The organism is Hominiventricola aquisgranensis (genome assembly GCF_040096225.1).
GTDB lineage: Bacteria > Bacillota > Clostridia > Lachnospirales > Lachnospiraceae > Hominiventricola > Hominiventricola aquisgranensis.
In genome coordinates this window covers 1-23,781 of record NZ_JBBMFC010000023.1, presented here as the reverse complement: position 1 = coordinate 23,781, position 23,781 = coordinate 1, and the positions used below count along the sequence as shown (strand labels likewise).

Sequence of the window (23,781 nt, the reverse complement as noted above, 5' to 3'; positions counted from 1 at the left end):
CATTTTTACAAAAACGGAGGAGAAAAAAATGGCAAAAATTTTCTATCAGGAAGATTGTAATCTTTCACTTCTGGATGGTCAGACCATCGCAATCATCGGTTACGGCAGCCAGGGACATGCTCATGCACTGAACGCAAAAGAGTCTGGATGTCATGTGATCATTGGACTTTATGAGGGCAGCAAATCCTGGAAGAGAGCTGAAGAGCAGGGATTTGAAGTATATACTGCAGCAGAGGCAGCAAAGAAAGCAGACATCATCATGGTTCTGATCAATGATGAGCTTCAGGCATCAATGTATAAGAAAGATATCGAGCCGAATCTGGAAGAGGGCAACATGTTGATGTTTGCTCATGGATTTAATATCCATTTCAACCAGATTGTTCCGCCGAAGAACGTAGATGTTACCATGATCGCACCGAAAGCTCCGGGTCATACTGTAAGAAGCGAGTATCAGGCAGGAAAAGGAACTCCGTGTCTGGTAGCTGTACATCAGGATGCAACCGGAAAAGCTCTGGAGAGAGCACTTGCTTACGGTCTTGCAATCGGTGGCGCAAGAGCAGGTATTCTGGAGACAACCTTCCGTACTGAGACTGAGACTGACCTGTTTGGTGAGCAGGCAGTACTTTGCGGAGGTGTATGTGCACTGATGCAGGCAGGTTTCGAGACTCTGGTTGAGGCTGGATATGATCCGAGAAATGCTTATTTCGAGTGTATCCATGAGATGAAACTGATCGTAGATCTGATCTATCAGTCTGGTTTTGAGGGAATGAGATATTCTATCTCCAATACTGCTGAGTATGGTGATTATATCACTGGTCCGAAGATCATTACTGAGGATACCAAGAAAGCAATGAAGAAGATTCTGAAAGACATCCAGGATGGTACTTTTGCAAAAGACTTCCTTCTGGATATGTCTCCGGCAGGTGGACAGGCTCACTTCAAAGCCATGAGAAAACTGGCAAGCGAGCATCCGTCAGAGAAAGTCGGAAAAGAGATCCGCAAGCTGTACAGCTGGAACGGAGAGCAGAAGCTGCTTGAGAACTAAGATCTGAGTAAGCTGCCGCAGCAACATATGTTTGCTGCGGCAGTTTTTATATAAAGATGAAATCAAATAAACTGGGAGTTATATGTTGAAAAAGAGAGATTATTCCGTAAGACAGGTGCAGATCCTGTTCCTGGTCTTCCATATGATCATGGTAGCGTATGCAGTAATGTTCCTGCATCCCTATTATGGTTCCAACGATGAATTTACTCTGGCGGCCATCGCATCGGGTGCTTATGGGTCCTATACCTGGTATTTTATTTATCTGCACAGCGCTTTTGCCTGGATCCTCCGGTTTTTCTATACATTGTATCCGGCGTGGAACTGGTATACGCTGGTGATGTACGGGCTTATTTTTGTATCCCTGTCCGCCATTGGCTGTACCTGGATCCGAAGATCAAAACGGATCGGTGGTATTATGGCAGTACTGCTGGTGCTGGCGTCTTTGAGCCCTATGTATGTGGAGCTTCAGTATACCAAGACAGCTGCGCTGGTGACGGCGGCAGGTTACATTCTGGTATTCTGTTCGGAGAGAAAGAAGCGTCATTTATTTGGCGGGATTGCCTTGTTAGTATTAGGCAGCTGGATCCGGTTCCAAGCATTTGGCATGATCAGTATTGCAGCTTTCGGATTCTGGCTGGGACTGGCAGTGAAAGCATGGAGGAACAGAGACTGGAAGACATTTTTTGTGAGAGACTGTCTGCCCTGCGTGTCGGCATTTGTATTGGTGTTCGGAAGTATTGCTCTGGAAAATGTACTGGTCTACACACCGGGAAGCGCAGAAGCTCATTATAAAGAGTATGACAAGGCAAGACAGCAGCTTCTGGATTATGGTGTTCCAGGATGGGATGAGTATCAGGCAGAATATGAAGAACTGGGGCTTACCAAGACAGATGTGCTTAATCTTCAGAGCTGGCTGATCGCCGACTATGACCGGTATACAGCAGATACCTTTAAGGCTATTGTGGCATTTCGACAGGACCGCCCGTTCCAGTGGGAATATCTCAAAGACTATCTGGTGATCTTGAGTCTGAAGCCGCTGTTTATTCTATCAGCTCTGGCGACATTGCTGTGGTTGATTCCGTTGCTTCTTATAAAAAAGAAAAAGTTTTGGGTGAGTCTGAATCCTGACTGGAAAATGATTGGAAGACGGGATTGGATCGCTGTTTTCTGGCCTTACGCTGCATTGCTGGGAATCTATCTTTACTTTATAAAAATATACCGGGTACTTCCCATTGTAGTAACTGCATGTCTGTTGGGAACCTTGATCTGTGCGTGGTCTGCAGTTCTTCCTGATCTTGAAGAAAGATGGGGAGAAAAGCTGGTTGGAAAGCGTCTGGCAGGTACAGGGGCAGGAGCAGTAGTATTGACTTCATGTCTGCTGGTAAGGATGTTGATCCTGCCGCTTACAGAACAGCCGTTGCAGGAGTCGGATGCCAGTGTGGCATTCCGGAATCTCTATGATGCCATCAGTCAGGATAAGGACGTATATTATGCGTTTGATCCCATCAGCAATACTGGTGTGGAGCTTGGATATTCCATTTTTGAAAAACTACCAGATAATTATCTGACCAATATTTTCACATTGGGTGGATGGGAGACAGAATCTCCGCAGATCGTCAGTAATCTGGAGGCCTACGATCAAAGAAGTCTGCTGACTTCTTTGTATAAGAGTGACCGGGCAGTATTGATCTCGGATTCCATGCTGGAACATATTATGCTGCATCTGGACAGTATTTATGACGGCTTGTTTATTACCTACTCCAAACTTAACCAGTTCGGCAACTTCAATCTGTATGCATTAAGCTATAAGATTTCCGGTGTGAAAGATGATGAGACTCACACAGCAGCACTGGATACAACTTATACAGCAGAAAATGAGCGGTATGATGTGTTTGAAGGGTCTGTCAACATGACACCGGAGGAACTGGAAGGAAAGAGTGTTTTTCTGTGGACAGAGAGTAAAGAGAGCGGTAAGCGACGGATCTTCCAGGGGGTATGGCAGCAGCAGGACGCGAATGGTCTGTATTCTGTCTTGTATGACAGTTCTCTGGAACCGACTGATCGTGTCCGCTTTATGATACCAAATTTGAGCTATCCGCTGGATGACCGGTATGAGGTGCATATTATGATCCGGGATGGCGATAAAGGATACAAACTGATGACGGATAATCTTCTTTATGACAGGAGCACCGGTGTATGAAAAAGCGGGAAGTGAAATTTGAACTACTGCGGATCCTCTGCATGTATATGATTGTGATTGGACACTGTCTGTTTCATGGAAGAGTGACAGCTAAACTGGGATATGGAACGGTCAATTATTTCCTGGATTACCTGGTGCAGGCATTTTCTGTGGTGCATGTAAATACGTTTGTGATGATTGGTGGATATTTTGCCATTGACAAAGTATTTCAGGCATCAAGACTTGGAAAACTGTGGAAACAGGTGGCATTTTACTCGATTCTGATCTGTCTATTGAACGCAGTGACCATTGGTGTGACAAGAACAGATGTGGTAAAAGCAATCTTTCCTATTTCTGCAAAGACCTACTGGTTTGCATCTGTCTACATGGGCCTGCTTGTTCTGATGCCATTTGTCAGTATGGTGGCGGCAAGGATGACCAGGAGACAGTACCAGTATCTGCTAGGGGCACTGACCTTGTTCCTGAGTGTTAATCATATGATATTTCGGGTGGATACGTATGGTACTTTTTCCGGGAGAGAGCTTCCGTGGTTTATCTATCTGACGCTGCTGGCTGGATATGTGAAGCTTCATACAAAAGAAGACCGACGCTATGCGTGGTATGGATTTGCAGGTTATGTGGTAAGTTCACTGACTGTGCTGGCCAGTGTCTATCTGTCAGTGAAGACGCATCAGGAGGATATTGGATATTTCCTTAATTATAATTCTCCGCTGGCATTGCTGGGAACATTGGCGTTGTTTGTCTGTGTACGCAATCTGCCGTGGAAAGAGTCGAAGCTGGATGGAGTGATCTTAAAGGTAGCAGGTGCAGCGTTTGGGGTGTATCTGATCCATGACAACTATCTGATCCGATATCTGGTGTGGGACACGTTCCGGGTCAGCAAGGTGGCGAAGACTCATTGGGCAATGATCTATGCAGTGGTAGTGGCAGCAATCGTCTATCTTACATGTACGTTGCTGGAACTGCTGCGGCAGCAGCTGGTGAAATGGTTTGCACCGATCTGGGAGAAAACACTCTTATATAGGAAAGAACAGAATCTGTATCTGAAAATAACAAAAAGAGTGAATGATCCGTCTTGACATTTATAATACAGTTTGCTATCATAATTAGCAACGAAATAGAAAAATGCGTTGATGAGGAATAGTACATGCAAACCTGATTTCAGAGAGCTGTCGGATGGTGTGAGACAGCAGAGGGAATGTCTGGAACTCACCTCGGAGCGGCTGTCCCAAATCTTCTATATAATAAGAAGAGAGTAGATGCAGACGGAATCCCTGCCGTTACAAAGGGGAGGATATAAGAATCAGATGATTCCGTATCCGGCGAGTGTGTGAATATCACAAAATGAGAGTGGTACCGCGTAGGACAGTAGATCCTCCGTCTCTCGATTCCAAAGGGAATCGACAGATGGAGGTTTTTTTTCGTGAAAATGTAACGATTCAGAACCATATACATGTTTCATAAGATTCTGAATGGCTGCCAAACACTTTACGACACAAAAGGAGAGAAAAGACAATGATGAATTACAAGAAGTATACCAGACAGTATTTTATGCCGCCAGAAAGATGCATGGACTGGGCAGACAAGGAGTATGTAGATCATGCCCCTGTATGGTGCAGTGTAGATTTGAGAGATGGCAACCAGGCTTTGGTTGTGCCTATGACACTTCAGCAGAAGCTGGACTTTTTCCAGATGCTGGTCAAGATTGGATTTAAGGAGATCGAAGTTGGTTTCCCGGCAGCATCTGAGACAGAATATGAGTTCTTAAGAGCACTGATCGAGCAGAATCTGATTCCGGATGATGTAACTGTGCAGGTACTGACGCAGGCTCGTGAGCATATTATCAGAAAGACATTTGAAGCATTGAAAGGTGTGAAGAATGCAATCGTTCATGTATATAATTCCACGTCTCTTTCCCAGAGAGAGCAGGTGTTCCGTAAATCAAAGGAAGAGATTCTTCAGATCGCCGTAGAAGGAGCAAAACTTCTGCAGCAGCTGACGGAAGAAGCTGGTGCTGATTATCGTTTTGAGTACAGCCCGGAGAGCTTTACCGGAACGGAACCGGAATATGCACTGGAAGTATGTAATGCTGTTCTGGAAGTATGGAAACCGACTGCAGACAGAAAGGCAATCATCAACCTGCCGGTAACGGTACAGCATTCCATGCCGCATGTTTATGCACAGCAGATTGAATATATGTGTAAACATCTGAAATACAGAGAAAATGTACTGGTATCTCTGCATCCGCATAACGACAGAGGATGCGGTGTAGCTGACACAGAGATGGGACTTCTGGCAGGTGCAGACCGTGTGGAAGGTACTCTGTTCGGCAATGGTGAGCGTACTGGTAATGTGGATATTGTAACAGTGGCTATGAATATGTATGCACAGGGTGTGGATCCGGAGCTTGATTTCTCCGATATGACCAAGATCTGTGACGGATATGAGCATTTTACCGGCATGAAAGTCAATGAGAGAAATCCGTACAGCGGTGCGCTTGTATTTGCTGCATTCTCCGGTTCTCATCAGGATGCGATCGCAAAGGGAATGAAGTGGATCGACGAGAAACATCCGGATCACTGGACAGTACCGTATCTGCCCATCGATCCGACCGATGTTGGAAGAAGCTACGATGCAGACGTGATCCGTATCAACAGCCAGTCCGGAAAGGGCGGCGTAGGCTATATTCTGGAGCGCAACTATGGTCTGGTAATGCCGCCTAAGATGCGTGAAGCTATGGGATATGCTGCCAAAGCAGTCTCTGATGTGGAGAACAAAGAGCTTATGCCGGAAGAAATTTATCGCGTATTCCTCGATAAATTTGTCGGAATCAAGGAGCCATATCAGATCACCGAGGTACATTTCAAACAGGAAAACGGTATTACTACCGAGGTTACCACATGTTACAGGGGCGAGAAAAAAGTTACCAGTGCAACCGGTAACGGACGTCTGAATGCAGTCAGCAATGCACTGAAAAAAGCCTATGGATTTGACTACAAACTGGTTACTTATCAGGAGCATGCACTTACCAAGAGTTCCAGTTCCAGTGCGATCGCATATGTAGGAATTGAGACTCCGAACGGTAAAATCCACTGGGGAGCAGCCATTGACCCGGATATTATCCGTGCATCCATTGATGCATTATTAACAGCGATTAATCATTCTGTTAAGTAATATTTTTACAAAATTTGAGAACGCTTTTCATGAAATTCTGTGAAAAGCGTTCTTTTTTTATTCGATTTGTCATAAAAATGAAAAAATTAGTTCATAATAGTTAACAAAGTTGTAATAATTGTATTGACTTTCCAGATTGTCCCGGTCTATAATGCCAAACTGTAACGCGGCGGACGATAACCCACAAAACACAAATGTCCGTCTGGTTTCCGGTAAAGAAGCCGGATAAAGGAAAACAGAAAAGGAGTGTATGTATGCGTAGATGCTATCTGGGTACAGCACTGGTTCTTGGAGGACTACTCCTGACAGGTGTGACACCCACCGGTTCCTGCGGTATTGGCACACTGACTGTGTATGCTGCAGAAGACACTTTTTCCGGAGAGCTGGTTGAAGCGATCCAGAATGAGGTCGTTACGGAAGACAACGTCGAAACAGAAATACCCACAGAGGAAACTGTAGAGCAGGTGGTCATGGAAGAGACACCGGAAGCTTTGACAGGAAATAGTTTTAGTCTGGAAGATCAGGAGTATCAGGTGCTTCTGAAGATTGTGGAAGCAGAGGCTGGATGTGAAGACACAGAGGGCCGTATGCTGGTTGCAAATGTAGTGATGAATCGTGTGAGAAATGGGTATTTTCCAAACACGGTCACGGAAGTCGTCTATCAGAGACAGGATGGAACAACGCAGTTTTCACCCGTATCCGACGGTCGGATCGATACAGTGAATGTATCTCAGGGGACCATTGATGCGGTGGCAAGAGTGATGAATGGAGAAGATATTTCTCAGGGAGCTTTGTTTTTCCGCTCAGTAAGAAGCAGAAGCGGATGGTTTGATCAGAAGCTTTCCCGTGTGCTGGAACATGGAAATCATATATTTTATACCATGTAAGTGAAGAAAGAGGCGGAAAGCCTCTTTCTTTTTTTTCTTTCCTGTGGTAAACTGCAAAATAATAACAGCAAACACAGAAAGAGGAATGTAGATATGGAATTGTTATACAGAAGTACCAGAGGCGCAAAAGAACCTGTGACTGCATCTAAAGCGATCCTTCAGGGTCTGGCTGAAGATGGAGGACTGTTTGTTCCGGATTCGATTCCGAAGCTTACCTGTTCCATGGAGCAGTTGGCCGGAATGACTTATCAGGAGACCGCATATGAGGTGATGAAGCTCTTTCTCACCGATTATACCGAGGAAGAATTGAAGTACTGTATTAACAGTGCATACGACAAAAAATTCGATACAGACGTGATCGCACCGCTGGCAAAGGTGGAGGATGCTTACTATCTGGAGCTGTTCCACGGGGCGACCATCGCATTCAAGGATATGGCACTTTCTATTTTGCCGTATCTGATGACTACTGCAGCGAAGAAGAATCAGGTGAAAAATGATATTGTGATCCTGACTGCAACCTCCGGGGACACTGGAAAGGCAGCACTGGCAGGATTTGCAGATGTGCCGGGAACAAAGATCATCGTATTTTACCCGAAGAATGGTGTCAGCCCGATCCAGGAGAAGCAGATGGTGACCCAGAAAGGGGATAATACATTTGTAGTCGGTATTCATGGAAACTTTGATGATGCCCAGAGCGGCGTCAAGGCAATCTTCGGAAACAAGGAGCTTGCAAAGGAACTTGATCAGGCAGGATATCAGTTTTCCAGTGCCAACTCCATCAATATCGGACGTCTGGTTCCTCAGATCGTTTATTATGTATATGCTTATGCAAAACTGCTGGAGAGTGGTGAGATCAAAGATGGAGAGACCATCAATGTGACTGTCCCAACCGGTAATTTTGGAAATATTCTGGCAGCTTATTATGCAAAGCAGATGGGAATACCGATCGGAAAGCTGATCTGTGCTTCCAATGACAACAAGGTTCTGTATGATTTCTTCCGCACTGGAGAGTATGACAGAAACAGACCATTTATCCTGACCACATCTCCGTCTATGGATATTCTGATCTCCAGCAACCTGGAGAGACTGATCTATCGGATCGCCGGAGCAGACGCTTCCAAGGATCAGGAGCTGATGAAAGCATTATCTGAGCAGGGTAAATACGAGATTACTGATAAGATGCGCGCACAGCTTCATGATTTCTGCGGATATTATGCATCTGAAGATGAGACTGCTAAGAAGATCGCAAAGGTATACGGAGATACCGGTTATGTGCTGGATCCGCATACGGCAGTAGCTTCCTGTGCTTATGAAAAATATGTGGCAGACACTAAGGATAAGACTAAGACGGTGATCGCATCTACCGCAAGCCCGTATAAATTTACCAGAAGTGTGATGGAAGCTATCGACAAAGAAAAGTATGGCTCCATGTCTGATTTTGATCTGGTGGACGAGCTCAACAAGATTTCCGGCGTGGATGTGCCGAATGCCATTGAAGAGATCCGTACCGCTCCGGTCCGTCATAAGACAGTCTGCGATGCAGCTGATATGGAACAGACAGTAAAGACATTTCTCGGTGTGGAATAGGGGTGACACAGAATGAATGATGCATGGTCAATTATGGACATTGTGATCCTGGTATGTGGTGTATATGCACTGTATGCAGCCTATGTGCTGAAGACAAAGGGGAAGATCATCAAGACATTTCTTGTGTTCAAGGAGACGGATGTGAATACCTGTAAAGATCTGGGAGCATATGCAGCATCCATGGCACCGAAGCTGTCCACGCTGGCAGGTGTGATGATCCTCTATGGAGTGGTTTCTTTGATCAATACTTATGTGGTCAGCATTATGAGCCTTTACTGGGTTATGATGGTGGCGTTGATCGGAACCCTGATCTGGTATGGAATTCAGACCAGAAATGCAACAAAAAAATATTTCTAAACGTATTTTTGATATTGACTTTTTTTTGACGAGATGGGATAATATGCGAGGTGGGAAATGCTTGATTTCCTGCATCGCAACAAAGAAAAGAATTTCATACTTCTGAGTCTGGTCGGAAAGAGAGATTTTTTTCAGCGTAAGTCTAAAGATATACTAAAAGAAAGAGGTATAGTAAAACATGGGAAAAATTGATTTAACTAAGTATGGTATTACTGGAACAACTGAGATCGTACACAACCCGTCTTATGAGCTTCTGTTCGAGGAAGAGACCAAACCGGGTCTGGAAGGATTTGAAGTAGGTCAGGTCAGCGAGCTTGGTGCTGTGAACGTAATGACCGGTATCTATACTGGACGTTCCCCGAAAGACAAATATATCGTTATGGATGAGAACTCTAAGGACACTGTATGGTGGACTTCCGACGAGTACAAGAATGACAATCATCCGGCAACCCAGGAAGCATGGGAGGCTGTAAAAGAGCTGGCTAAGAAAGAGCTCTCCAACAAAAAACTGTATGTTGTAGATGCATTCTGCGGAGCTAACAAAGATACCCGTATGGCTATCCGTTTCATCGTGGAGGTAGCTTGGCAGGCACACTTCGTAACCAATATGTTCATTCAGCCGACCGCTGAAGAGCTTGAGAACTTTGAGCCGGATTTCGTTGTTTACAACGCATCCAAAGCTAAAGTTGAGAATTACAAAGAGCTGGGTCTGAATTCTGAGACCGCAGTTATGTTCAACATCACTACTCGTGAGCAGGTTATCGCAAATACCTGGTATGGCGGAGAGATGAAGAAAGGTATGTTCTCCATGATGAACTATTATCTGCCGCTGAAGGGCATCGCTTCCATGCACTGCTCTGCAAACACAGATATGGATGGAAAGAACACCGCTATCTTCTTCGGACTTTCCGGAACTGGTAAGACTACTCTGTCTACCGACCCGAAACGTCTTCTGATCGGTGATGACGAGCACGGCTGGGATGACAACGGAGTATTCAACTTCGAGGGCGGATGCTATGCAAAAGTTATCAACCTTGATAAAGAGTCTGAGCCGGATATCTACAATGCAATCAGACGTAACGCTCTTCTTGAGAACGTTACTCTTGACAAAGACGGAAAGATCGATTTCGCTGATAAGAGCGTAACCGAGAATACCCGTGTATCTTATCCGATCAACCATATCGAGAAGATCGTTCGTCCGGTATCCGCAGCTCCGGATGCTAAGAACGTAATCTTCCTGTCTGCTGATGCATTTGGCGTACTTCCGCCGGTATCTATCCTGACTCCGGAGCAGACTGAGTACTACTTCCTTTCTGGATTTACTGCAAAACTTGCAGGAACCGAGCGTGGAATCACTGAGCCGACCCCGACCTTCTCTGCATGCTTCGGACAGGCATTCCTTGAGCTGCATCCGACCAAATATGCTCATGAGCTGGTTAAGAAAATGAAGAAGAGCGGCGCTAAAGCTTATCTTGTTAACACCGGATGGAACGGAACCGGAAAACGTATCTCCATCAAAGATACCCGTGGTATCATCGATGCAATCCTTGCTGGTGCTATCCTGACCGCTCCGACCAAGAAGATTCCGTTCTTCAACTTTGAAGTTCCGACTGAGCTTCCGGGAGTTGATCCGGCAATCCTTGATCCGAGAGATACCTACGCTGACGCTGCTCAGTGGGAGGAGAAAGCAAAGGATCTGGCTGCTCGTTTCCAGAAAAACTTTGTTAAATATGAGAGCAATGCAGACGGAAAAGCACTTGTATCTGCTGGTCCGCAGCTGTAATTGTACATTTTATCGTACCTATTGGGACACTGCTATGCAGTGTCCCTTTTTATATGTACTGGTCAGAAATCAGATGCTGGTAATAAACAGATGAATAAAATATCAGGAAAGACCATACAATGGAGCATAGAGATTACACATTAGAGTTGTCAAAAACAAAAAAATAGGGTATACTATGGTTATAAATTTCCTGGGGTGTTCGAGAGCCCTGTTATTTTGAACCTACATTTACGTTTATGGGATTCCAAAATCGCAGGCCGGATGTCAAGCCTCCGTCCATCGCTGGATGCCAGGGGAAGGCTGAAAGCTCTGTTGAGGTTACCCACCTAGCTTTGGCTAGGCGTCAAAATACAGGGAACGGCACTTTGGGAAACGGAAGATTACGGGTACTGCAGATTGCAGTACCCTTTCTTTATTTATGCGACATGGCGAACTCTGATAGGTGCAGATGACTCTGTATTGTAAGCCGGTGTCAGTGGGAGGTGGAACATGTATCGAAGCAGACTGAAAGTAAAGACATTGATTCTGCTGTGTATGACAGGGGTTCTGATGATCCTGGCACTTAGGAGAGATCCGGATAGAAAAGGAGAGACAGGAGAAGAATTACTGATATCAGAAGAGGAAGGCGGCGAAGAGCCAGGGGAAGCTGTTGGACAGGAAAAAATATGGACATCTCCGGGGAGGGATGCAAAGATCCGTGTTCTCCTGCTGGATCAGGATGGCAGTATTTATCATAAGGAAAAAGATGCAGGGGAAGGATATCCGGGAGAACTTGATTACTATGAGGAGCCGCAGGGGTGGGTCATTGTCAATAAAGTACCGTTGGAGGAATATCTTCGGTTTGTGGTTCCCAGCGAGATGCCGGCTTCCTATACATTGGAAGCGTTGAAAGCACAGGCTGTCTGCGCCAGAACCTATGCAGTCTGGCAGATGCAGGAATATGCTTATCCGGAATATGAAGCCCATGTGGATGACAGTACTTCATATCAGGTCTATCACAAGATCGACAGTCAGACCTCCACGGATCAGGCAGTGGAGGAGACGGCGGGACAGATCCTTCTTTATCAGGAGTATCCGGTAAAGGCATATTATTTTGCAACTTCCTGTGGAGTGACAACAGATGAAGCTATCTGGGAGGAAGGTAATACAGAAAACAGTCCGTACCTTTGCAGCAGGTTTGTCAATGAGACAACTTCAGAAAAGGATCTGACGGATGAAGAAACGTTTGCCGCATGGATCAGGACCAAACGTGCAGGAGATCTGGAAATCAGTGAACCATGGTACCGGTGGAACTGTGAAGTGCCATTTACTCAGATTCAGAAAAATGTAGAGAAATGGATGGCAGTCAGGCTTGCGAAGACCGGAGATGGGATCCTTATAAAGGATGGAGAGGAGTATGTGCGGCCATCCGAAAACGTCGGACATAGAGGGATTGGAACGATTACAGAAGCACAGATCCTGTCGCGGAATGCAGGCGGTGCAGCGCAGGAACTTCTGCTGACTGGAAGCGAAGGAACATTGAAAATCAAATATGAATACAATATCCGTTTGATGCTGGGGTTGCCGGGAGGCATCATACATAAAAATGATGGGACGATCACCAGAGGGGGAGACCTTCTTCCCAGTGGATATTTTATATTGACACAAGCCAAGACCGATGGAAAGGTAACTGGATATGCGGTGACGGGAGGAGGTCTGGGTCATGGAGCAGGCATGAGCCAGAACGGAGCCAGACTTCTGGCGGAGCAGGGAAAGGATTATCTGACGATCCTTGATTATTTTTATCGGAATGTAACATTGGCAACGATGGAGTAAGGATGAAATCATGGAATCCTGTTTCTGCAGCGGAGAGGAATGGAGGCAGGAATTTCTTGAATTTTCTGCTGAAACAAGGTAAGATACAGATTGACTGCCACAGAGCATGTCGATTTTACGAGGAAAGGATACATGAATGAGACGACTGATATTCATGATCATGGAAATAAAGAGAAATATTGCGGACAATCACGTATCAGCTTATGCGGCGCAGGCAGCTTATTTTATTATGCTGTCTCTGATTCCGCTTCTGATCCTTTTGTTGTCCATGATCCAGTTTACCGGAATTGGAAAAGCAGATTTTTACAGTCTGATCCAGCATTTGGTGCCGCAGGGATTCCAAAGCTGGATGTTGAGTATTATTGACGAAATGTTCAGTCGTACAGTGGCAACGGTATCATTGTCAGCAGTTGTGACAATCTGGTCTGCCGGAAAGAGCTTTATGGCACTGAACCGTGGATTTAATGCGATCTGCAGAGTGGATAAAAATCCCAACTATGTGCTGATGCGGCTCAGAGGAGCTGTCTTTGCACTGTTGTTTGTGGTGATCATCATGGTATCGCTGGTGCTGGTAGTTTTTGGTGATTCCATTCATCTGTGGCTTGTAAAATATATTCCGTTTGTGGCGGTGTTTACCAGAATCATTCTGTCTTTCCGGCTGTTTCTGATGCTGGCGATCCTGACAGTTTTCTTCGCGGCACTTTATAGTATGCTGCCGAATCGAAGATCAGGATTTCTTGATCAGGTGCCTGGAGCTCTGGCAGCGGCTGTGGGCTGGTATTTATTTTCCTTTGGATTTTCCATCTATGTACAGTATGGAAATGCATACAGTATGTATGGCAGTCTGACAACCTTGATCCTGTTCATGTTCTGGCTGTATTTCGGCATGTATATTGTGCTGATCGGCATGGAGATCAATTGCTGGAGGGAGAAGCGGGTGAGCGTGGTCAGATAATAAGGGAAATGGCTTTCCCTTGATGTTTTTGCCATGCAATGGTAAAATATAGAGACATTGGGATGAAAGGAAATATACGAATGGATAAATTTGATCAGTACAAGAGGCTGCTGCGTCTTGGAATTGCAGGAATAGAGATTTTTATAGAGACTCTGTTCTTTGTATATGTATGGGATGAGGTGTATCGTGAACTGCGTGTGACCATGTTCCTTAACAAAGGTAACTGGATGATGATCGGTTTCTACGTGCTTTATCTGATAGTCTTTGTATATCTGTACGGAGGAACCAAATACGCATATTATAAAAAGGGGCAGCTGATTCTGTCACAGACATTGGGAACCATCATTGCCAATGCACTGATGTATATTCAGATCATTATGGTTGTGGGACGTTTTCCGTTTCCGACCATCTGGCCTATGCTGGTAATGAGTGCGGCAGATCTGGTGGTGATCATGTTGATCAATCAGTTATCAGGTGGAATTTTCAAAAAGATGTTTCCTCCGAAGCGGCTGCTTCTGATCTGCGATATGGCATATAAAGAAAATCTGATCCGCAAGTTATCCGGACGAAAGGATCTCTATACGGTTACCAGATGTGTGTCAGCAGCAGAGCCGCTGGTAAAGCTTCAGCAGGAGGTGCAGGATTGCGATGCCATGATGCTCTATGGATTGGAAGAGCAGAAGCGCAATGATCTGGTAAAATTCTGTTATGAGAAATCCATCCGTATTTATGTGGCTCCGGAGATCTCTGACCTGCTTCTGAGAGGAGCAGACCGGGTGCATTCATTTGATACTCCGTTTCTGCTTCTGAGAAATTCTGGAATCTCTTTTGAGCAGCGTGTGATGAAGAGAGCCATGGATGTGATCATTTCCGGATGTATGCTTTTAGTGGCCTCTCCGTTTATGCTGCTGACTGCGCTTGCGATCAAGATGGAGGATCATGGTCCGGCATTGTTCAAACAAGAGCGTGTGACACTGAATGGAAGAAAATTTTATATTTATAAATTTCGAAGCATGATCGTGGATGCGGAGAAGAATGGAGCGCAGTTCTCCTCAAAAAATGACAGTCGTATTACAAAGGTAGGTAAATTTATCCGTGCGACCCGCCTGGATGAACTTCCGCAGCTTCTGAATATTTTAAAAGGCGATATGAGTATTGTGGGTCCCAGACCGGAGCGACAGCAGTATATCGATGAATTCTGCAAGGAGACGCCGGAGTTTATTTATCGGCTGAAGGTGAAGGCAGGGCTGACCGGCTATGCTCAGATTTATGGAAAATACAATACGACACCGTTGGATAAACTGAAACTGGATCTGATGTACATTGAAAGCTATTCAGTACTGTTGGATATGAAACTGATCTTCCTGACTCTGAAGATCATGTTTACAAAAGAAAGCACGGAAGGAGTGGACGAGGGACAGAATCACGCATAATGGATGGATTGGACAGGATAGGACAGACAGAATAAAAGGAGATAAATGATATATGTGTGGAATAGTAGGTTTTACAGGTAAGCAACAGGCAGCACCGATTCTTTTGGATGGGTTGTCAAAGCTTGAATACAGAGGATATGATTCGGCCGGACTGGCTGTCAGGGATGGAAAGGCACTGGCACAGGTTGTGAAGGCAAAAGGAAGGCTGAATAATCTGGCAGAGAAGACAGATGGCGGAAAGACTTTGAAAGGAACCTGTGGTATTGGACATACGCGCTGGGCGACCCACGGGGAACCCAGTCAGGTTAATGCCCATCCGCATGTGTCAGGAAATTGTCTGCGATCTGGCTCCGGCGAGGTGGAATCAGAAGTGGTTGGAGTCCACAACGGGATTATTGAAAACTATACAGAACTGAAAGAGAAGCTGCTCAAGCATGGTTACACTTTCTATAGCCAGACGGACACAGAAGTGGTGATCAAGCTGGTGGATTATTACTACAAAAAATATAACTTAGGACCCATCGATGCAATCGCAAAGACCATGGTGCGTGTACGTGGTTCCTATGCACTGGAACTTATGTTCCGTGATTATCCGGGGGAGATCTGGGTAGCAAGAAAAGACAGTCCCATGATCATCGGTATCGCTGACGGGGAGACTTATGTGGCATCTGATGTGCCTGCAATCCTGAAATACACCCGAAATGTATACTATATCGGCAATCTGGAGTTTGCGAAACTGACACCAGGAGAAGCGCATTTTTATAATCTGGATGGTGATGAGATTGAGAAGCAGACAACCGAGATCAAATGGGATGCAGAGGCTGCAGAGAAGGCAGGATTTGAGCATTTTATGATGAAAGAGATCCATGAGCAGCCAAAAGCTGTCAGGGATACGCTCAATTCCGTTGTAAAAGACGGCAGGATTGATTTTAAGGAGATGCAGATCAGTGATGAGGATCTGAACAAATATGAGCAGATCTATATAGTAGCCTGCGGTTCTGCATGGCATGTGGGAATGGCCGCACAGTATGTGCTGGAAGATCTGACAGATATTCCGGTACGTGTGGAGCTTGCATCAGAGTTCCGTTATCGGAAGATGCCACTGAACCAGAAGGCACTGGTCATTGTGGTCAGTCAGTCTGGAGAGACCGCCGATACCCTGGCTGCATTGAGGCTTGCAAAGGAGAAGAAGCTTGCTACCCTGGCGATTGTCAATGTAGTTGGAAGCAGTATTGCCCGGGAGGCAGATCATGTGCTGTATACACTGGCAGGACCGGAGATCTCTGTAGCGACCACAAAAGCTTACAGTGCACAGCTGGCAGCGATGTATTGTCTTGCAGTGCAGTTTGCCAGGGTGAGGGAGAAGATCACAGAGGAGCAGTACAGCTTTTACATTTCTGAATTGTTATCGATTCCGGAGAAGATGGAGAAGGTTCTGGAGGATAAAGAACGGATTCAGTGGTTTGCGGCAAAGTATGCCAATGCTCATGATGTATTCTTTGTAGGACGTGGAATTGATTATGCAATCTCTCTGGAGGGAAGTCTCAAACTGAAAGAAATCTCTTATATTCATTCAGAGGCATATGCTGCAGGAGAACTGAAGCATGGAACGATCAGTCTGATTGAGCAGGGAATGCTGGTCATTGGAGTTCTTACACAGGATGAGTTGTATGAGAAGACCATCAGCAATATGCTGGAGTGTAAGAGCAGGGGAGCTTATCTGATGGGGCTGACGACCTATGGACATTATGAGGTGGAAGATCAGGTGAACTTCGCTGTGTATGTACCAAAAGTGGATGAACATTTTGTGGGCAGTCTGGCTGTGATCCCGCTGCAGCTGCTTGGATATTATGTCAGCGTGGCAAAGGGACTGGATGTAGATAAGCCAAGAAATCTGGCAAAAAGTGTGACGGTTGAGTAGGAAACCCTCTTGACTTTCAAAAAATCTGTGCTATAGTAGAAAAAGATATTTCAAATGCGAAGAAGGTGCAAGTAGCATTCTGTTTTCCATCAGAGAGATCGGGTCAGCGGCTGGAAGCCCGGTCAGGTTCAGGCAGAAAGGTCGAAGTTCACACCGGAGCAGCATTCCTGAACAGATAGAGTAGGGGATGACGTGTTACTGCACGTTATGCAGTTTTATGAGTGTCCGGCATAGCCGGAAAGCAGGGTGGTACCGCGGATTATAAGCTTCGTCCCTTTTGAGGGGCGGAGCTTTTTTATCGTATAGGAAACAAGGAAAGTTCCAGAACCGTCCGATAAATCTATGTAGTAGAAAAGGAGTTTCAACATGAAAGAAAGATTGCAGAAGATCAAAGAAGAGGCAATTGCCCGGATCAAAGAGTCAAAGAATCCGGAATCTCTCAATGATGTGAGAGTCTCTGTACTTGGAAAAAAAGGTGAGCTGACAGCACTGTTAAAGAGTATGAAGGATGTGGCTCCGGAGGAACGCCCGGTCTTTGGTCAGCTGGTAAACGACACCAGAGCTGAGATTGAGAAGGTTATGGAAGAGGCGAAAAAAAATATGGATAAGCTTCTTCTGGATGCAAAACTGAAATCAGAAGTTATCGACGTAACCCTTCCGGCTAAGAAGAATAACGTAGGTCATCGTCATCCGAACACCATCGCACTGGAAGAAGTAGAGCGTATCTTCATTGGTATGGGCTACGAAGTGATCGAAGGACCAGAAGTAGAGTATGACCTTTATAATTTCGAGAAACTGAATATTCCGGCAAATCATCCGGCAAAGGATGAGCAGGATACTTTCTATATTAACAAGGACATTGTGCTTCGTACTCAGACATCTCCGGTACAGGCAAGAATTATGGAAAAAGGCAAGCTGCCGATCCGTATGATCTCTCCGGGACGTGTATTCCGTTCGGATGAAGTGGATGCGACTCATTCTCCGTCCTTCCATCAGATCGAAGGTCTTGTTATCGACAAGAATATTACCTTTGCTGACCTGAAAGGAACTCTGGAAGAGTTTGCAAAAGAACTGTTTGGAGAAAACACGAAGACAAAATTCCGTCCGCATCATTTCCCGTTCACAGAGCCCAGTGCGGAGGTAGATGTAAGCTGCTTTAAGTGTGGTGGAAAAGGTTGCCGTTTCTGTAAGGGATCCGGCTGGATCGAGATCCTTGGCTGTGGTATGGTACATCCGCATGTACTTGAAATGTGCGGCATCGACCCGAATGAGTACACCGGTTTTGCATTTGGTGTAGGTCTTGAGAGAATCGCTCTTCTGAAATATGAGATCGATGATATGAGACTGCTGTATGAAAACGATATCAGATTCTTAAAACAGTTCTAAGGAGGATTACAAAGATGAATACATCTTTATCATGGATAAAAGCATATGTGCCGGAGCTTGAGGTGACTGCACAGGAATTCACCGATGCTATGACCCTGTCAGGCTCCAAGGTGGAAGGATTTACAAAAATGGATGCCGATCTGGAGAAAATCGTGATCGGACAGATTAAGAAGATTGAGAAACATCCGGATGCAGATAAGCTGATCATCTGTCAGGTAGATATTGGAGAGGAATCTCCGATCCAGATCGTTACAGGTGCTCCGAATGTCAAAGAAGGAGACAAGGTTCCGGTTGTTCTGGACGGTGGACGTGTGGCAGGCGGTCATGACGGCAAGATGACACCTGGCGGCATCCGTATTAAGAAAGGTAAACTTCGCGGAATCGAATCCAACGGTATGATGTGCTCTATTGAGGAGCTGGGTTCCACCAGAGATATGTATCCGGAAGCACCGGAGTACGGTATCTACATTTTCCCGGAGACTGCTGAAGTAGGAGCAGACGCCATTGAAGTACTGGGACTTCATGATGTGGAGTTTGAGTTCGAGATCACTTCCAACCGTGTGGACTGCTACAGTACGCTTGGTCTTGCAAGAGAAACAGCTGCTACCTTCCATAAGGAGTTCAAGGCTCCGGAAGTTCATGTAAAAGGCTGCGGCGGTGATGTGAATGATTATATTAAAGTAGAAGTGCAGGATCATGATCTGTGTTCCAGATATTGTGCCAGAGTGGTAAAAAATATCCGTCTTGCTCCGTCACCGGAATGGATGCAGAGAAGACTGGCATCCGTAGGCATCCGTCCGATCAATAATGTGGTTGATATTACCAACTACGTAATGGAAGAGTATGGCCAGCCGATGCATGCTTATGATCTGGATAAGATCGCAGATAAAAAAATCGTTGTCCGCCGTGCGGCTCACGATGAGAAATTCGTGACTCTGGATGGACAGGAGCGTACACTGGATGAAAATGTACTGATGATCTGTGACGGTGAGAAAGCAGTCGGTATGGCTGGTATCATGGGTGGTGAGAACTCCATGATCACAGATGATGTAAAGACCATGCTGTTCGAGGCAGCCTGCTTTGACGGAACCAACATCCGTCTGTCCAGCAAGCGTGTAGGACTTCGTACAGATGCTTCCGGTAAGTTTGAAAAAGGACTGGATCCGAACAATGCACAGGCAGCTATTGATCGTGCCTGCCAGCTGATCGAGGAGCTGGATGCAGGAGATGTGGTAAACGGAACCGTTGATGTTTATCCAGTGAAGAGAGAACCGGTTCGCATTCCCTTTGAGCCGGACCGCATCAACGCATTGTTGGGAACCGACATCAGCAAAGAGCAGATGCTGGAGTATTACAAACCGATCGAACTGGAATATGATGAGAAGACCAACGAGATCGTAGCTCCGACCTTCCGTCAGGATCTGTTCCGCACTGCAGATCTGGCAGAGGAAGTGGCTCGTTTCTTCGGATATGACAATATCCCGACTACGCTTCCGAGAGGAGAGGCAACCACCGGCAAGCTTCCGTTCTATCTGAGAATTGAAGCAGTGGCAAGAGATATCGCCGAGTTCTGCGGCTTCTCACAGGGTATGACCTACAGCTTCGAAAGCCCGAAGGTATTTGATAAATTGCTTCTGCCGGAGGATGCACGTGAGCGTCAGGCAATCGTGATCTCCAATCCGCTGGGTGAGGATTTCTCTATTATGAGAACTACTTCCCTGAATGGAATGCTGACTTCTCTGGCAACCAACTATAACAGAAGAAATAAGAATGTTCGTCTCTATGAGATGGGAAATATTTATCTGCCAAAGAGCCTGCCGCTCACTGAACTGCCGGATGAGCGCATGCAGTTTACTCTTGGTATGTATGGCGATGGCGACTTCTTCTCCATGAAAGGCATCGTAGAGGAGTTCCTTGACAAGATCGGTATGCATCTGAAAGAAACTTATGATCCAAATGCTGGAAAATCTTTCCTTCATCCGGGTCGTCAGGCAAATATCATCTATGATGGAACGGTAATCGGATATCTGGGTGAGGTTCATCCGACAGTTGCAGCTACTTATGGAATTGGAGAGAGAGCTTATGTGGCTGTTCTGGATATGCCGTCTATTGTTCCGATGGCAACTTTTGATCGTAAATATGAGGGAATTGCCAAATTCCCGGCTGTGACCAGAGATATTTCCATGGTTGTTCCGAAGAATGTTCTGGTAGGACAGATTGAGGAAGTAATCGCAGTCCGTGGCGGACAGATTCTTGAGAACTATGAACTGTTCGATATTTACGAAGGTTCTCAGATCAAAGGCGGTTATAAATCTGTTGCATATTCGCTGACCTTCCGTGCAAAAGACCGGACGCTTACAGATACAGAGATCTCTGCTTCTATGAAGAAGATCCTCAATGGTCTGGAAGCACTGGGTGCGGAGCTTAGACAGTAATGGATCGCAGAAAAATTACGCGGGTGCTGGCAGTTTTGGCAGCATCCGCTGTTCTGCTGTTCGGGTTTCTGATCGCACAGCGCCTGGCGGATTACTACAAAGATTCGGATGTGGTGCAGACTTCCCAGGAGGATTCCTTTTACGTGGGAGATCTGACACTGGAACTGACTACCAGGGGCGGCTATCCTGTCTATTACAGTACGGATGGAAGTGTACCTTCCACAGAGAACAGCGCACTTTACAGCGGTCCTCTGGTGTTTGAATCGGGTGACCAGGTTCAGTCTGTGACTGTTCGTGCCAGAGCGTATCATCCGGCTTCTGGTGAGTGGGGAGAATTGTTCACCCGTACTTATTTTTATGCAAAGGATGAACAGACACTACAGAATCGGTACAGTACATACATTGTCTGTGTGACCAGTGATCCATATAATCTTTATGATTATGAGTATGGAATCCTGACGGAAGGTAAGATACGAGATGAGTATGTGGCCAGTGAGGAATATCAGCCTGATCTGCAGACTCAGCCAGCTAATTTTACCCAGAGAGGAAGAACATGGGAACGTCCTGCCCATATTGAGATCCTGACACCGGAGGGTGAGAGGGTCATTGATCAGGATGCAGGTATCCGGGTGTTTGGTCATGCCAGCCGGCAGTCCTACCGGAAGTCACTGAAGCTCTATGCCCGGGATGAATATGGAAAGGCAGAATTTGATTATCCATTATTTTCAGATAATGTAGGAAAAGCCACAGGAGAAGTGGAGTCTGCCTATAAGCGGCTGGTGTTGCGAAATAATGGAACAGATAAGGCAGTGACCTTGTTTCGTGAAGAACTGTTCCAGACATTGATTAGTCAGATCGAAGGTGTGGATTCCAAGTCTGTGGCACCTATAGCTGTGTACCTCAATGGAGTCTATTACAACTGTGAGTGGATGCAGGAAGTCTATGACGAAGTCTATATGGAGGCCAATTATGGGACTTCCGGTGACGGCTATTATGAGATCGTGACCGTATGGGATGATACACCGGATGCAGAACTGAACCGTAAGGAACAGCAGGCGAAGAAAGATTATAAGGATCTGGTGACTTATGCATCTGAAGATCTGACAGATGATACTGTATTTGAAGAATTTTCTTCACTGGTAGATGTGGAAAATCTTCTGCAGTATTTTGCCATTGAAACCTATATCGCCAACTGGGACTGGCCGCAGAATAATATTAAGATGTACCGTTACTATTCGCCGGGAGACGCCTATGGGGAAGACCGGCAGGATGGAAGATGGAGATATCTCTATTATGACATGGAGGCAGGATTCAATCTCTACAATGCCCCAGCAGAAGAGTGGAGAAGCATTCAGGATGCACTGGACGGCAATAAACTGTTTGCGGCAGTGATGAAGCGTACGGACATGCAGGAACGGTTTGCCTACTACCTGGAACAATGTATCCAGAACTATTTTACAGAGGAAAAAGTGACTGCTGCCATAGAACAACTGAAAGCTCTGCGGGATCAGGAACTGGAAGCTAACATTGAACAAAAGAAGAGTCAGGATCCGACTTATTCTATGTCACTGGAAAATATTGATCAGAATATTGAAGTTATCTATGATTTTGTACAGCAGCGGCCAGACATGATCCGTCAGCAGATGCAGGAGCTGTATGGAATCTATATGAAATAAAGAGGAATACTATGAATTTACATGATTTTTATTATGATCTTCCGCAGGAACTGATCGCTCAGGATCCGCTGGAGGATCGATCCAGTTCCAGACTGATGGTACTGGATCAGGAAACAGGACATATCGAACACCATATTTTTCGTGAAATCATTGATTATCTGAATCCAGGAGACTGTCTGGTAGTCAATAATACGAAAGTGATCCCTGCCCGTCTTATGGGAAGTAAGGTGGGAACGGATGCACACATTGAAGTACTTCTGCTTAAGAGAAATGAAAATGATGTGTGGGAGACATTGGTGAAACCGGGTAAGAAAGCAAAACCAGGTACGAAGATCAGCTTTGGTGATGGTTTGCTGGTCGGTGAAGTGCTGGATGTGGTCGAAGACGGCAACCGTATGATTAAATTCACTTATGAAGGAATCTTTGAAGAGATCCTGGATCAGCTGGGCCAGATGCCTCTGCCGCCGTATATCACACATCAGCTGAAGGATAAGAACCGTTATCAGACGGTCTATGCAAAGCATGAAGGATCCGCAGCTGCACCGACTGCAGGACTTCATTTCACACCGGAACTTCTGCAGGCGATCAAGGACAAGGGGGTAAATATCGCCCATGTGACCCTTCATGTAGGACTGGGCACCTTCCGTCCGGTGAAAGTGGAGAATATACTGGAACATCATATGCATTCAGAGTTCTATATGGTGGAGGAGGATCAGGCAAAACTGATCAATGAGACAAAAAAGAATGGTGGACGGATCATTGCAGTCGGTACGACCAGCTGCAGGACACTGGAGTCTGCTACTGGTGAGGACGGAATCCTGAAAGCAGGCAGCGGCTGGACGGAGATCTTTATTTATCCGGGATATCAGTTTAAACTGATCGACTGTCTGATCACCAATTTCCATCTGCCGGAGTCCACGCTGATGATGCTGGTGTCTGCACTGGCAGGCAGAGACAAGATCATGGCGGCTTATGAGGAGGCTGTGAAGGAGAGATATCGTTTCTTCTCCTTTGGTGATGCTATGTTTATTAAGAAAGATAAATAAGATTTTATTGGGGCTGTAAAAAAACTCCCCTGACAGAAAAATCGCCCAGACCGTGAGGTCTGAGCGATTTTTTGGTATAAT

Annotated in this window: 16 protein-coding genes, 1 other RNA gene and 2 other annotated features; all 17 genes read left to right on the top strand. The window is 45.8% G+C overall.

Features of this window, described 5'->3' with window-relative positions:
- Positions 1-28: 28 nt before the first annotated feature.
- The 17 genes from ilvC (at position 29) to queA (ending at position 23,700) form a co-directional block, all read left to right on the top strand.
- Positions 29-1,045, top strand: coding sequence for a ketol-acid reductoisomerase (gene ilvC / locus WMO62_RS12135; RefSeq protein WP_117496343.1), 1,017 nt, complete (start codon positions 29-31; stop codon positions 1,043-1,045).
- Between the two features lie 82 nt (positions 1,046-1,127).
- Positions 1,128-3,245 (top strand): hypothetical protein, encoded by a 2,118-nt coding sequence (locus WMO62_RS12130; protein WP_349144819.1) that lies wholly within the window; start codon positions 1,128-1,130, stop codon positions 3,243-3,245.
- Positions 3,242-4,324: an acyltransferase gene (locus WMO62_RS12125; protein ID WP_349144818.1), complete on the top strand. Its 1,083-nt coding sequence runs from the start codon at positions 3,242-3,244 to the stop codon at positions 4,322-4,324. The genes WMO62_RS12130 and WMO62_RS12125 overlap by 4 nt, the downstream gene beginning before the upstream one ends.
- Before the next feature lie 42 nt (positions 4,325-4,366).
- Positions 4,367-4,633, top strand: a binding site (T-box leader).
- A gap of 127 nt (positions 4,634-4,760) precedes the next feature.
- A complete protein-coding gene (locus WMO62_RS12120; protein ID WP_178755337.1) occupies positions 4,761-6,419 on the top strand; it encodes a 2-isopropylmalate synthase in 1,659 nt (552 codons plus the stop codon).
- Between the two features lie 254 nt (positions 6,420-6,673).
- Positions 6,674-7,306 (top strand): cell wall hydrolase, encoded by a 633-nt coding sequence (locus tag WMO62_RS12115; RefSeq protein WP_349144817.1) that lies wholly within the window; start codon positions 6,674-6,676, stop codon positions 7,304-7,306.
- 93 nt (positions 7,307-7,399) lie between these two features.
- The gene (thrC, locus tag WMO62_RS12110; RefSeq protein ID WP_349144816.1) at positions 7,400-8,893 is read left to right on the top strand and encodes a threonine synthase; all 1,494 of its coding nucleotides are present in this window, start codon (positions 7,400-7,402) and stop codon (positions 8,891-8,893) included.
- Positions 8,894-8,905: 12 nt separating this feature from the next.
- Positions 8,906-9,250, top strand: a complete 345-nt coding sequence (locus WMO62_RS12105) for a hypothetical protein (protein WP_118440119.1) — start codon at positions 8,906-8,908, stop codon at positions 9,248-9,250.
- A 178-nt stretch (positions 9,251-9,428) separates the two neighbouring features.
- On the top strand, positions 9,429-11,033 hold the full coding sequence (gene pckA, locus WMO62_RS12100) for a phosphoenolpyruvate carboxykinase (ATP) (protein ID WP_117496338.1): 1,605 nt from the start codon (positions 9,429-9,431) through the stop codon (positions 11,031-11,033).
- 184 nt (positions 11,034-11,217) lie between these two features.
- A non-coding RNA gene (gene ssrS, locus WMO62_RS12095) (6S RNA) lies at positions 11,218-11,409 on the top strand.
- Between the two features lie 113 nt (positions 11,410-11,522).
- Entirely contained in the window at positions 11,523-12,848 is a 1,326-nt protein-coding gene (locus tag WMO62_RS12090) for a SpoIID/LytB domain-containing protein (RefSeq protein WP_349144815.1), read from the top strand.
- Positions 12,849-12,984: 136 nt separating this feature from the next.
- Entirely contained in the window at positions 12,985-13,803 is an 819-nt protein-coding gene (locus WMO62_RS12085; RefSeq protein ID WP_117496336.1) for a YihY/virulence factor BrkB family protein, read from the top strand.
- Between the two features lie 80 nt (positions 13,804-13,883).
- Positions 13,884-15,236, top strand: coding sequence for a sugar transferase (locus tag WMO62_RS12080; protein ID WP_349144814.1), 1,353 nt, complete (start codon positions 13,884-13,886; stop codon positions 15,234-15,236).
- 52 nt (positions 15,237-15,288) lie between these two features.
- On the top strand, positions 15,289-17,157 hold the full coding sequence (glmS, locus tag WMO62_RS12075) for a glutamine--fructose-6-phosphate transaminase (isomerizing) (RefSeq protein ID WP_118440115.1): 1,869 nt from the start codon (positions 15,289-15,291) through the stop codon (positions 17,155-17,157).
- Between the two features lie 50 nt (positions 17,158-17,207).
- Positions 17,208-17,436, top strand: a binding site (T-box leader).
- Between the two features lie 87 nt (positions 17,437-17,523).
- Positions 17,524-18,543 carry a phenylalanine--tRNA ligase subunit alpha gene (gene pheS, locus WMO62_RS12070; protein WP_117496333.1) on the top strand — a complete coding sequence of 340 codons (1,020 nt, stop codon included), beginning with the start codon at positions 17,524-17,526 and terminating at the stop codon, positions 18,541-18,543.
- 14 nt (positions 18,544-18,557) lie between these two features.
- Positions 18,558-20,978, top strand: a complete 2,421-nt coding sequence (gene pheT / locus WMO62_RS12065; protein ID WP_117496332.1) for a phenylalanine--tRNA ligase subunit beta — start codon at positions 18,558-18,560, stop codon at positions 20,976-20,978.
- Positions 20,978-22,654 carry a CotH kinase family protein gene (locus WMO62_RS12060; protein ID WP_349144813.1) on the top strand — a complete coding sequence of 559 codons (1,677 nt, stop codon included), beginning with the start codon at positions 20,978-20,980 and terminating at the stop codon, positions 22,652-22,654. Before pheT ends, WMO62_RS12060 begins: the two co-directional genes overlap by 1 nt.
- Before the next feature lie 11 nt (positions 22,655-22,665).
- On the top strand, positions 22,666-23,700 hold the full coding sequence (queA, locus tag WMO62_RS12055) for a tRNA preQ1(34) S-adenosylmethionine ribosyltransferase-isomerase QueA (protein ID WP_117496330.1): 1,035 nt from the start codon (positions 22,666-22,668) through the stop codon (positions 23,698-23,700).
- Positions 23,701-23,781: the final 81 nt, after the last annotated feature.

Excerpts from the sequence above, each read along its gene's own strand:
- WMO62_RS12115 (WP_349144817.1), top strand. The coding sequence starts at position 6,674 with ATGCGTAGATGCTATCTGGGTACAGCACTGGTTCTTGGAGGACTACTC.
- WMO62_RS12125 (WP_349144818.1), top strand. The coding sequence starts at position 3,242 with ATGAAAAAGCGGGAAGTGAAATTTGAACTACTGCGGATCCTCTGCATG.
- WMO62_RS12105 (WP_118440119.1), top strand. The coding sequence starts at position 8,906 with ATGAATGATGCATGGTCAATTATGGACATTGTGATCCTGGTATGTGGT.
- WMO62_RS12120 (WP_178755337.1), top strand. The coding sequence starts at position 4,761 with ATGATGAATTACAAGAAGTATACCAGACAGTATTTTATGCCGCCAGAA.
- glmS (WP_118440115.1), top strand. The coding sequence starts at position 15,289 with ATGTGTGGAATAGTAGGTTTTACAGGTAAGCAACAGGCAGCACCGATT.
- WMO62_RS12085 (WP_117496336.1), top strand. The coding sequence starts at position 12,985 with ATGAGACGACTGATATTCATGATCATGGAAATAAAGAGAAATATTGCG.
- WMO62_RS12130 (WP_349144819.1), top strand. The coding sequence starts at position 1,128 with ATGTTGAAAAAGAGAGATTATTCCGTAAGACAGGTGCAGATCCTGTTC.
- ilvC (WP_117496343.1), top strand. The coding sequence starts at position 29 with ATGGCAAAAATTTTCTATCAGGAAGATTGTAATCTTTCACTTCTGGAT.
- pheT (WP_117496332.1), top strand. The coding sequence starts at position 18,558 with ATGAATACATCTTTATCATGGATAAAAGCATATGTGCCGGAGCTTGAG.
- WMO62_RS12080 (WP_349144814.1), top strand. The coding sequence starts at position 13,884 with ATGGATAAATTTGATCAGTACAAGAGGCTGCTGCGTCTTGGAATTGCA.
- pheS (WP_117496333.1), top strand. The coding sequence starts at position 17,524 with ATGAAAGAAAGATTGCAGAAGATCAAAGAAGAGGCAATTGCCCGGATC.
- pckA (WP_117496338.1), top strand. The coding sequence starts at position 9,429 with ATGGGAAAAATTGATTTAACTAAGTATGGTATTACTGGAACAACTGAG.
- WMO62_RS12090 (WP_349144815.1), top strand. The coding sequence starts at position 11,523 with ATGTATCGAAGCAGACTGAAAGTAAAGACATTGATTCTGCTGTGTATG.
- WMO62_RS12060 (WP_349144813.1), top strand. The coding sequence starts at position 20,978 with ATGGATCGCAGAAAAATTACGCGGGTGCTGGCAGTTTTGGCAGCATCC.
- thrC (WP_349144816.1), top strand. The coding sequence starts at position 7,400 with ATGGAATTGTTATACAGAAGTACCAGAGGCGCAAAAGAACCTGTGACT.
- queA (WP_117496330.1), top strand. The coding sequence starts at position 22,666 with ATGAATTTACATGATTTTTATTATGATCTTCCGCAGGAACTGATCGCT.